This window comes from Paenibacillus sp. Leaf72, assembly GCF_001422685.1.
Classification (GTDB): domain Bacteria; phylum Bacillota; class Bacilli; order Paenibacillales; family Paenibacillaceae; genus Pristimantibacillus.
The window spans coordinates 426,123-436,886 of the sequence record NZ_LMLV01000035.1; the positions used below are offsets into that span (position 1 = coordinate 426,123).

The 10,764-nt window shown below is 47.7% G+C and carries 9 protein-coding genes and 1 rRNA gene; 9 read left to right on the forward strand and 1 reads right to left on the reverse strand.

From position 1 onward, the window contains the following. The first annotated feature begins 137 nt into the window (after nt 1–137). The 7 genes from ASF12_RS33165 to ASF12_RS33195 all read left to right on the forward strand — a co-directional run bounded on the left by ASF12_RS33165 (nt 138) and on the right by ASF12_RS33195 (nt 8,738). Complete coding sequence (locus ASF12_RS33165) at nt 138–518, forward strand: hypothetical protein (RefSeq protein WP_056043970.1); 381 nt, start codon at nt 138–140, stop codon at nt 516–518. A gap of 168 nt (nt 519–686) precedes the next feature. Then, nucleotides 687–974 carry an Asp-tRNA(Asn)/Glu-tRNA(Gln) amidotransferase subunit GatC gene (gatC, locus tag ASF12_RS33170; RefSeq protein ID WP_056043972.1) on the forward strand — a complete coding sequence of 96 codons (288 nt, stop codon included), beginning with the start codon at nt 687–689 and terminating at the stop codon, nt 972–974. Nucleotides 975–1,041: 67 nt separating this feature from the next. Further along, a complete protein-coding gene (gene gatA / locus ASF12_RS33175; RefSeq protein ID WP_056043974.1) occupies nt 1,042–2,499 on the forward strand; it encodes an Asp-tRNA(Asn)/Glu-tRNA(Gln) amidotransferase subunit GatA in 1,458 nt (485 codons plus the stop codon). Between the two features lie 362 nt (nt 2,500–2,861). Continuing rightward, nucleotides 2,862–4,307 carry an Asp-tRNA(Asn)/Glu-tRNA(Gln) amidotransferase subunit GatB gene (gatB, locus tag ASF12_RS33180; protein ID WP_056043977.1) on the forward strand — a complete coding sequence of 482 codons (1,446 nt, stop codon included), beginning with the start codon at nt 2,862–2,864 and terminating at the stop codon, nt 4,305–4,307. Nucleotides 4,308–4,480: 173 nt separating this feature from the next. Next, a complete protein-coding gene (locus ASF12_RS33185; RefSeq protein ID WP_155973670.1) occupies nt 4,481–6,400 on the forward strand; it encodes a DUF4097 family beta strand repeat-containing protein in 1,920 nt (639 codons plus the stop codon). Between the two features lie 71 nt (nt 6,401–6,471). Continuing rightward, nucleotides 6,472–6,900 carry a peroxide-responsive transcriptional repressor PerR gene (gene perR, locus ASF12_RS33190; RefSeq protein ID WP_056043983.1) on the forward strand — a complete coding sequence of 143 codons (429 nt, stop codon included), beginning with the start codon at nt 6,472–6,474 and terminating at the stop codon, nt 6,898–6,900. A 116-nt stretch (nt 6,901–7,016) separates the two neighbouring features. Then, nucleotides 7,017–8,738 carry a glycosyl hydrolase family 18 protein gene (locus tag ASF12_RS33195; RefSeq protein WP_200931701.1) on the forward strand — a complete coding sequence of 574 codons (1,722 nt, stop codon included), beginning with the start codon at nt 7,017–7,019 and terminating at the stop codon, nt 8,736–8,738. Nucleotides 8,739–8,934: 196 nt separating this feature from the next. Here the strand turns inward: ASF12_RS33195 and ASF12_RS33200 are convergent, their stop codons facing one another. After that, nucleotides 8,935–9,285 (reverse strand): YgzB family protein, encoded by a 351-nt coding sequence (locus ASF12_RS33200; protein ID WP_231594383.1) that lies wholly within the window; start codon nt 9,283–9,285, stop codon nt 8,935–8,937. 147 nt (nt 9,286–9,432) lie between these two features. Here ASF12_RS33200 and ASF12_RS33205 point away from each other — a divergent pair, with 147 nt between their 5' ends. Together ASF12_RS33205 and ASF12_RS33210 are read left to right on the forward strand one after the other, a co-directional pair. After that, nucleotides 9,433–10,308 (forward strand): nucleotidyltransferase-like protein, encoded by an 876-nt coding sequence (locus tag ASF12_RS33205; protein WP_056043992.1) that lies wholly within the window; start codon nt 9,433–9,435, stop codon nt 10,306–10,308. A 360-nt stretch (nt 10,309–10,668) separates the two neighbouring features. Beyond that, nucleotides 10,669–10,764: ribosomal RNA gene (locus ASF12_RS33210) — 16S ribosomal RNA — on the forward strand; the annotation flags it as partial.

Below are 10,764 nucleotides of genomic sequence, written 5' to 3' on the forward strand. Positions count from 1 at the left end.
AGTGACGCTTCTTCACTCGCTGTTTTTGTTGGCTCGCAGCTGGCAAAGGGACACTTTCAATCCCTATTGGACACCGCTACTATTTTTTAGTAGGATAATAGTTATAGGTTAGCGTCCGATAGACAGGAGTGAAGACGATGCTTAGTTTGGGAGCTAAGGTAATTATTATATCTGATCATTTTGAGCAAAATCTTCCCGTAGGGGAATATGGTTATATAATTGCTTACGATCGCAATGCAGACAACGTATTTGACTACGTGGTGCGCGTTCCGGCCGCCAATCGCAATTTTTTGCTGCCGGATGAAGATGTAGAGCTGGAGGATGTTTTGCTTCAGGAAGAGGTTGACCGCATCGAACGCGAATCGCTGATCGACTTTGCGCTGGCTACTCATAATGAAGAGCTGTTTATGCGTATAATGAGAGGCGAGGAGTCTGCCCCGGAAGCGGAGCCAGCTGCCGCTGAAGGCCAAAGCCAGAAGGATTTTATAAGGCAGGTTAATTTGAAAGCGTGGATCTAATAAGCTTCTGCGAGATGACCCTTCCGCCAGGTGCGGGAGGGTCGTCTGCTGTTAATGGGCATTGCAGAACAGAAGCGCGCAAGCCCTCGTTTGTGCACTTTGTCAAAATGTGATTCTAGGCTATAATAGAAAGAATGATTGCAGGCTTAAGAAGGGGGAGGAACATTCATGAGCATTACGATTAAAGATGTCGAGCATGTTGCGAATTTGGCTCGCCTTGAGCTGTCTGACGAGGAGAAGGATAAATTCACCGAGCAGCTTAATGCGATTTTAAAATATGCAGAAAAGCTGAACTCGCTTGATACGGAAAACGTCGAGCCGACCAGCCATGTGCTGCCGATTACGAATGTGACGCGCGAGGATGTAACGCATGAATCGCTGCCGATCGAGAAGGTGCTGCTCAACGCGCCTGATGAAGAAGACGGCCAAATTAAAGTCCCAGCTGTATTGGAATAGTCCGCATGATCTAGCGCGATAGCCGTAAATGCTTGCTGCGCTTTTATATTGAAGGGAGGAACATGTTTTGTCACTGTTTGATTTGCGTCTTCAGGATGTACATAACAAGCTGAGCCAAAAGGAGCTTTCCGTCACTGAACTGGTTGATGAATCCTTTGCTCGTATTAAAGCAACAGATGCTTCCATTCAAGCGTTCCTTACGCTTAATGAAGAGGGAGCTCGCCAGCATGCAGCGGAGCTGGACAAGCAGCTTCAAGCAGGTGCTGAACGCGGCTTGCTTTTCGGCCTTCCGGCTGGAATTAAAGATAATATCGTTACCGAAGGCTTGCGCACAACATGTGCCAGCCAGTTTCTTGACAACTACAATCCGATTTATGATGGAACGGTTGTCAGCAAGCTGAAATCGGCGCAATCCGTCACGATCGGCAAGCTGAACATGGATGAGTTCGCGATGGGCGGCTCCAATGAAAATTCCAGCTATTATCCGACTCGCAATCCATGGAATACGGAATATGTGCCGGGCGGCTCCAGCGGTGCTTCCGCAGCTTCCGTTGCGGCAGGCCAAGTCTATTTCTCGCTTGGCTCCGATACGGGCGGTTCGATCCGTCAGCCAGCAGCTTATTGCGGCATTGTCGGTCTTAAACCAACGTATGGCCTTGTTTCCCGTTTTGGCCTTGTCGCTTTCGCTTCATCGCTTGACCAGATCGGTCCTTTGACTAAAAATGTTGAGGATTCCGCATTTGTGCTGCAAGCCATTGCTGGCTATGATGCAAAAGACTCTACTTCCGCGAACGTAAGCATTCCTGACTATACGTCTGCCTTGACCGGAGATGTCAAAGGTTTGCGCATTGCAGTACCGAAGGAATATTTGGGAGAAGGCGTTGATCCAAAGGTTAAGGAAGCGGTTTTGAATGCATTGAAAGTGTATGAGAGCCTTGGCGCAACATGGGAAGAGGTTTCGCTGCCGCATACCGAATATGCCATTGCGGCTTATTATTTGCTTGCGTCTTCTGAAGCTTCATCCAACCTGGCTCGTTTCGACGGCGTTCGTTACGGCGTCCGTGCAGACAACCCGGCGAACCTGATTGATTTGTACCGCAAATCGCGCAGCGAAGGCTTCGGTCCAGAAGTTAAGCGCCGTATTATGCTGGGAACGTATGCGCTTAGCTCCGGCTACTATGATGCGTATTATTTGAAAGCGCAAAAAGTGCGCACGCTCATTAAACAGGATTTTGACCAAGTATTTGAAAAATACGATGTCGTCATTGGACCAACTGCCCCAACAGCAGCGTTCAAGCTCGGCGAGCAGGTCGGCGACCCGCTGACGATGTATTTGAACGATATTTGCACGATTCCGGTCAGCCTTGCAGGCGTTCCGGCGATCAGCATTCCTTGCGGCCAAGCGGAAGGCTTGCCAATCGGATTGCAAATTATCGGCAAAGCCTTCGACGAGTCGACGGTTCTGCGCGCGGCCCATGCCTTCGAGCAAAATACCGAATTCCATAAGCTGCGTCCGCAGCTCTAATATATTCAACCTTGCGACGCGATATTTACTTTTTTGCTGTCATAGAAGCTAGATGAAAAAGGCAAGCGGAGTGAAAAGGTTGAACTGTAGAAGCGCAAGCGTTCGTCTTGCCCAATCATATTACCGCTGAGCGGGATTGATCAAGCATAAACGGCTGTCGCCGTCCTCTGGCGGCAAAGCTACCGTTTCGAGGGTGGAATATAGAGAAAGGATGGAAAAATAATATCCTTTCCTATATTTTCAGAAAAAGATTGGGCAACAGCGATCGAAAGTCAACCTTTTCACGCAGCGCAGCATCTTTTTCATCATGCTTTATGCCACCGAAGTAACCTCGCCCAGCAAAATTCTAAGGAGGATTAACGATGTCTGAAGCGACTCAATATGAAACGGTAGTCGGGCTGGAGGTGCACGTTGAGCTGCACACCAACAGCAAGATTTTTTGCGGCTGCTCCACCGCTTTCGGAGCTCCGCCTAATACGCATACCTGCCCGGTCTGCCTCGGTCATCCCGGCGTGCTGCCGGTGCTGAACAAGCAGGCGGTTGAATACGCAATGAAGGCGGCGATGGCGCTCAATTGCACAATTGCTGATGTCAGCAAATTTGACCGTAAAAACTATTTTTATCCCGATTCACCTAAAGCTTATCAGATTTCGCAATTTGATCAGCCTATCGGCGAGCACGGCTGGATTGATATTGAAGTAAACGGCGTTACGAAACGAATTGGCATTACCCGTCTGCACTTGGAAGAGGATGCAGGCAAGCTGACTCACGTTGATGGAGGTTATGCCTCGCTCGTTGACTTTAACCGTGTCGGCACGCCGCTCGTTGAAATTGTTTCCGAGCCAGACATTCGTACACCTGAGGAAGCGAAAGCTTATTTAGAGAAGCTGAAAGCGATTATGCTTTACTGCGAAGTATCGGATGTGAAAATGGAAGAGGGCAGCTTGCGCTGCGACGCAAACATCAGCCTTCGTCCTTATGGACAAGAGAAGCTTGGCACGCGCGCTGAGCTGAAAAACATGAACTCCTTCCGCGGTGTTCAGCGTGGTCTTGAATATGAGCAATGGCGTCAGGCCGAAGTGCTGGACGGCGGCAATAAGGTTGTTCAAGAAACTCGCCGCTGGGATGAGGCGCAGGGCAAAACGATTTCAATGCGCGGCAAGGAAGAGTCGCATGACTATCGTTATTTCCCGGATCCTGACTTGGTTCGCCTCTATATCGACGAAGAGTGGAAAGAACGCGTCAAAGCGTCGATTCCTGAGCTTCCGGATGCACGTAAAGCCCGCTATACAAGCGATTACGGCTTGCCTTCCTATGATGCTGATGTTATTACGGCATCTAAGAAAATGGCAGACTTTTTCGAAGCAAGCTTATCCTATACGAAGGATGCGAAAGCTGTATCCAACTGGATTATGGGCGATTTGCTCGGTTATTTGAACTCGAACAGCCTGGAGCTGTCCGATGTGAAAATTACCGGACAAGGGCTTGGAGAAATGATCGGGTTGCTGGAGAAAGGCACGATCAGCAGTAAAATCGCCAAAACCGTCTTTAAGGAAATGCTGGAATCCGGCAAGCTGCCGCAGCAAATCGTAGAAGAACAGGGCCTTGTACAAATTAGCGATGAGGGGGCAATCATTGCCATCGTCGATAAAGTTATTGAATCGAACCCGCAATCGGTCGAGGATTTCCGTGCAGGCAAGGAGAAGGCGATCGGCTTCCTGGTCGGCCAAATTATGAAAGAGACAAAAGGCAAGGCGAATCCGGCAATGGTTAACAAAATGCTGCTGGAGCGTCTGCAGCAAGCTTAAATAAGCATAATCAACATGGAAGTTGATTGATGCCAACCAAGTAAGAGCTGTCCACAAGCTGGACGGCTCTTTTTTTACATTTTCAAGCAAAAGTCTTGTCAGGCGGGCATCTATGGTACAATAATAAGCAATAAACTTGCACATACGGAGGACATGTTTTGCAGGAGCAAGGGATGAAAACGGGACGTAGGAAAAGTCGACTGCTTACGGTGCTGCTGGCCTTTCTATGGCCGGGAGCGGGACATCTATATACAGGAGAATATACGAGAGGGCTGCTGCTAGCCGCTGGTATTTTGCTTGATGGCGGGACCATTGTCCGTCTGGCGGATGCCGATGGCGCGAAGCATTTACTGCTTATTGTTTACTTAGGGCTTGCGCTGCCTGTATTTTATTTTATTAGCGTCTACGATGCACTGCAAAGTTTGGATCGGCGAACGGAAACGCAGCCCGGTTTAAAGCTTAGGGATGGCATACTCATTATGGTGGCAGGCATTTTGCTTATGCTGCTGCTGATGCTTAGGCAGCCGACCACGCTGTTCACTTGGTTTGACGAAGCGGCGAATTATGCGGTAGGCCCTGTTCTAGGTCTGCTTGCGGTAGGCTTAGTTTTGCGTCAACGGCTGGCAGCGGTGTTTCGGCTAGGAAGCTTCACCGCTGCATTATTTATTGCAGCTGCAGGTGGATTGCTGTTGTGGGATGAAATACACAGCAGCAATGTTTTTGCGCTCATGCGTTATTGGTGGCCTGCGCTGTTTATATGTCTGGGAGGAGAGCTCGTTGCCTACAGCCTATTGCAGCGGCGGACGCGAAAGCAATTGCGGCTTGATTTTATCGGAAGCATGGCAGCGGTTGTCATTGCGGGCTTTGGTTTCTTGGTAACGCAATATGCAGATTTGCCTTTTCGCTGGATTGATCAATATGTCGATCTGAATGGCGCACAGGATTACGGCGAGGAAAAAGGCTTTCATTATCAGAAAGAAGTGCTGGTCGTTCCGATGGAAGAAAAGACGACAGCTATTCAGATTTACAATGTGAATGGAACAGTGACGCTTCAAAGCGGGAATAATGATTATATCAGTATAGATACCGAGGTATGGGTTGATATCGATGATCAAGCTGAGGCTGATAAAATGGCCGACAAAGCGAAGATTGAGGCGTCATCAAGTGGTGAGAAAATTACCTTGCAGGCCAAAAGCAGCAGCTACGGCGACAATGGAACGCGCAAACCGCGTATCAATATTACCGTAACCGTGCCGCGTTTGCCGAATGTTCAAGTAGAGGAAATTGCCGAGCCTGATCTCGATCTTGAGTCGGACGATCCAGCTGCACAGGAGAGCAGTACGCCAGATCCAAGCTCGTCTAATTCGTCTAATAACGTGGAGCAAGTCTCTGCTTCAAACACGACATCAATAACTCCTACTCCCGAGCAGTCGCCAGAACAAGTGGAGGAGCAGAAGGATGAACAGCCGATGAGACAGCTTTCTGTACTCGTGCATACCGATAATGGGCCGATTAAAATTAAAAACCTCGATGCTCCCGGAGGTGTGGAGCTCTCCAGCGATACAGGAGAAATTTTAGCAGAAGGAATAAATGGCAGCATTCAGGCAAAAGCAAATAATGGTACGATTACGCTTCGTCATATAACGGGTGATGCGAGTATAACCTTATTAAATGGGGCTGTTACCGCAGCATCTATTACAGGTAATGTTTTTGCGGAAGCGACGAATGGGGCTTTGAAGATGACGAGCATTTCAGGAGATATAGAAGCCGATACGAAAAATGGAAAAATCAACATTAATGAAGCGAGCGGCTCCGTTAAGGCTGCAACCTTAAATGGCGGCATCGAGCTGGCGAGCTCGGTAGTCGGGGGTGACTGGGATGTCGATAGCTCCGTAGGGGAAATTAAGCTGACTGTCCCGCAGTATGGCAGCTACACGGTGTATGGATCGGTCACTTTTGGCGCGATTACGACGAATTTGCCGCTCGAAGTGAGCAAAAAAACAGTACGGGGTACGGTTGGAGACGGGCAATACCGTTTACAAATTAATGCTAATAACAGTATTGCCATACAGTATGCCGGTGCGGAGCAATAACCACATTCATTGACAAATCATTTTGAAAACACGTACAATAGCTTTAACTACTAACGAAAGGCGTGAGGGGAATGGGAGCCGTTAATGCAGCATTGCAGCAATTAAAAATGAATGGTGTCCGTATGACCCCGCAGCGTCATGCCATTTTAAGCTTTTTAATGGAATCGATGACTCATCCGACAGCCGATGAAATTTATAAATCACTGTCGCCTAATTTTCCAAGCATGAGCGTGGCGACCATATATAATAACCTACGGTTATTTGTAGAAGCGGGGCTTGTTAAGGAATTGACATATGGGGATGACTCCAGCCGCTTTGATGCGGATACATCGGAGCATTATCATGCCATATGCAATGACTGTGGCCAAATTGTTGATTTTGAATACCCGCCGTTGCTTGAGGTGGAGCGTGTCGCATCGCAGGAGACCGGTTTTATCGTGCAAGGGCATCGAATGGAAATTTACGGTTCCTGCTCTACCTGTGCGGCAGCTAAGAAATAAGAACGAACAATCAAGAATGAATGAAACCTAACAAAATGATGGCGTGCAGGGAAGCGTTCAACCGCGGATATGCACGCTTTCGTCTTTTATAAAGGAGCGAGATACGCTTGGAAACTATGCTTCGCCGAACTCCTCGTCGCCGCAAGAGCAGTGGGGCTCGGAATATGCTTCTCTTTTTTATCATTATATTGGCAGCAGGTGGGGGTTGGTTTGTATACGATCGCTACATTCCTAATTTTAAACAAATGGATCCCGATTATGGGGTGAAAAATCCAATCGTTGTTCATGGCGAAGTAATGAAGCAAGGTGCTATTATTGAAAATAACGAGGTGAAGCTGCCGCTTCCTGTGCTTCAGCAGGTGCTTGGAGCAGACCAGCCTATACGCTATGAAGCGGATAGCGGATCGATTATTTTGACAACAGCGAATAAGGTGCTGCGTTTGCAGACAAATTCCTTGACAGCGACCGTGAACCGCAAGCCGTTTGACTTGACGATTACAGCTGAGGTGCAGGATGATGTCGTTTATATTCCAATAACGCCGATTGAGGAGCTTTATGGCCTGCAGACGGAGTATGTTGCAGATTCAGGCGTTGTCACCTTGCTTCAGTCGGGTGAGGCTATTCAACTGGCGGAAGCGAAGCGGGAAAAAGGGGCGGCCATACGGACAGAGCCTACGATTCGGGCGCCGATTGTGGAGAAGGTTCCACTCGCGGGCAAGCTCAGAGTTTGGGGGGAAAGCGATGGCTGGCTGCTCGTGCAGGGACCGGATGGGCATCCTGGGTATATGGCTAAGGATAATACGGCTCTCGCTAGCATGGAGCAAATTGCGCCTAGCGATAATGAAACGGATTTTGTCGCATGGAAAGTTACGGGCAGCAAAATCAATCTTACATGGGAGGCTGTATATCAACGCAAGCCAGATCCAGCCACCATTCCGGAAATGCAAGGCGTCAATGTCGTCAGTCCTACCTGGTTTGAGCTTCAGGATGAGGATGGCACAATTAAAGGCAAAGCTGATCCCGTGTATGTAAAATGGGCCAAAGAGCAGAAGATGCAAGTGTGGGCGCTTTTCAGCAACGGGTTTGAGCCTGATCGGACGAGCGCGGCGCTTGCGACTGTAGAGACGCGTTTTCATATGATCCAGCAGCTGCTTGCATTTGCAGAGCTTTATCATTTGCAGGGCATTAATGTAGACTTTGAAAATGTTTATACGAAAGATAAGGAAAACTTGGTCCAGTTCGTCCGCGAGCTGACGCCGCTGCTTCATGAAGCGGGTCTAGTCGTATCTATTGATGTGACGCCTAAGTCGAACAGCGAGATGTGGTCTGTTTTTCTAGATCGTAAAGCGCTTGGCAAAGTGGTAGACTATATGATGGTTATGGCTTATGACGAGCATTGGGCGACAAGCCCGGTTGCGGGTTCGGTAGCTTCGCTGCCTTGGACGGAGCAAGCTTTGAAGAGAATATTGGACGAAGATGGTGTTCCTGCGAGCAAGCTTATATTGAGCATGCCGCTATATACCCGTATTTGGACGGAGACCGAAGAGAATGGCGAAACCAAGGTTAGCTCTAAAGCGCTTGGCATGGATAAAGTGAAAGAAATCATTACGCAATACAAGCTGAAGCCTGTGCTCGATAGGGATGCTGGACAGCATTATGTGGAGTATAAGGAAGAGGAAGCACTGAAACGCATCTGGATTGAGGACGAGCTGTCGATCAAAGCTAGAGTTGCGTTGGTTAAAAAGTACGGGTTAGCTGGAGTGGCAACCTGGCAGCGCACTTTTCAAACGAACGCGATCTGGAAAACGATTGATACCGCATTGAATAAAAAACCGTAAACTGCAATGATAATTCTAAAATTTTATTAAAAAGAAGGCTATCGCTGAACACGCGATGGCCTTCTTCTATTCATATATAGATTTATAGATATCTTCTTCTAGAGCAGCTGCTATTTTAGTGCCAAAAAAGGGCGCTGCCCCTCTTTGGCGGCAACGCCCTTTTAAGCTTATGTAACTTATTTTTAAGAGCAGCGTACTATTCGGAAGGAGCATGTGTGGCTTGCGCCGGATCGAGTGTCAAAATCGTTTTGCAGAACATGCAGCGGTCCGTTTTGCCGAGCATTTTCGTCGGGCGATTACATTCGGGACATGTTAGCATCGTTGCACTGGTTGACATCATGCCTGCCCAGAAATAAACGGCAACGCTGACGAGCAAGGAAATCATCCCAATAACCATAAAAATTGCGGCAACGATTTTACCAGCTTGTCCCCAAAGCACGATTCCGGCTGTACCGAGAATCATAACACCCATGCCGACAAGTGTGAAAATCAGCCCCCACAGACGAAATTCGTTTATTTTCGCTGATTTGAAAAAAAACTTATTCACTTTGTCCATCCTCTCCATGGTATTCTTATTAAAATCAGACGGTTTTTCCATCCATGTAAGCAGGAAACTGTCTCGGGTTTGTCGAAATAACAAACACCGTAGATTATTATATCTTAATCATATTGGATTAGCTATACGGAGGCCCAAGTGAAACATATAAAAGAACATTTCATTCAAACGCATCAATCACAGCCAGAGCTGCTTGGTCTTATCGCAATCGAGAACTCTTATGCTTACAGTCCGTTGACTGAAGGATTGGATTTGCTTCTGCTTGCAATTGTGGAGCAGACTGCTGTTCAAAGTATTGAGCATGTACGCATTGAAGGCCAGCATGTGCTGATTCGAAGTGTGAGTGTAGGCCAGCTGGAGCAGTGGATGGCAAGCGGGGAGAACAAAAGTATTATTCAATGGATAGTTCGGGGGGAGATACTGTTGGAGCGCGACAGCCGTATAAGCGATATTCGTGAGCGCATTATACAATTTCCGGACGTCATGAGAGAGCAAAAGCGGTTTGTAGAGTTCTCCGGCTTTCTGAGAAGTTACCTGCAGGCAAAGCATGATTACGAAGAGCGCAATATTCTGGATGCTTACAGCAATATATTAACTGCACTGCATCACTGGGCGCACATTGTATTAATTGAAGAAGGGCAGCATCCAGAGCTAACCGTGTGGCGTCAAATGCGTCGGGTACATCCTGGGGTGTATAAGCTGTATGAAGAATTAACCGTCAGCCCTGAAACGCTGGAGCAGCGCGTTCAACTGGTTATGCTCGCTTGTGAGTTTACGGTAATCAACAAAATGAAGGACTGCTGTTCCTTGCTCTTTAGCATCATGATGAGCCGGGAGGAGCCATGGAGCATCAGCGAGCTGCAGGAGCATGAGCGAATAAAGACCCTTCATGTCGATTTATCCTTGCTGCTGCAACGTTTGGTCAAACGCTCGCTTATTCGTGAAGTTGCGGTGATGGCAGCAAGCGGAGATACTGAGGCGTTGGAGCTTCGATATATGACGCTGGCTGTATAAAATAGAACGGCAAAAGATACCCAAATCGCTTGCTACAAGCGTAGGGTATCTTTTTTTAAAATAGGGCTTGACTATATTTTGCGAGCTGTGATATATTAATACACGCCGCTTTTGAAGCAAGGAAATAACTTGAATCGACAAACGAAAAAAAATGTCGAAGAAAAGAAAAAAAGTACTTGCAATTGAGTAGGCAGTCATGGTATATTATAAAAGTCGCCGCTGAGAGAAAACGCGGTTGACACAAAAAGAATTAGTTAGAGAAATTGTTCTTTGAAAACTGAACAACGAGTGAAACTGCCACATTAACTTAAGTTAATGTAAAGCGATACAAAAAAAGTAATGAGCAAGTCAAACAATACCTAAATGGAGAGTTTGATCCTGGCTCAGGACGAACGCTGGCGGCGTGCCTAATACATGCAAGTCGAGCGGAGTTGATGGAGTGCTTGCACTCCTGAT

What these genes read in the sequence shown, in the direction of transcription:
- ASF12_RS33165 (WP_056043970.1), top strand. Translation starts at nt 138, where the DNA reads ATGCTTAGTTTGGGAGCTAAGGTAATTATTATATCTGATCATTTTGAG.
- gatC (WP_056043972.1), top strand. Translation starts at nt 687, where the DNA reads ATGAGCATTACGATTAAAGATGTCGAGCATGTTGCGAATTTGGCTCGC.
- gatB (WP_056043977.1), top strand. Translation starts at nt 2,862, where the DNA reads ATGTCTGAAGCGACTCAATATGAAACGGTAGTCGGGCTGGAGGTGCAC.
- ASF12_RS33185 (WP_155973670.1), top strand. Translation starts at nt 4,481, where the DNA reads ATGAAAACGGGACGTAGGAAAAGTCGACTGCTTACGGTGCTGCTGGCC.
- perR (WP_056043983.1), top strand. Translation starts at nt 6,472, where the DNA reads ATGGGAGCCGTTAATGCAGCATTGCAGCAATTAAAAATGAATGGTGTC.
- ASF12_RS33195 (WP_200931701.1), top strand. Translation starts at nt 7,017, where the DNA reads ATGCTTCGCCGAACTCCTCGTCGCCGCAAGAGCAGTGGGGCTCGGAAT.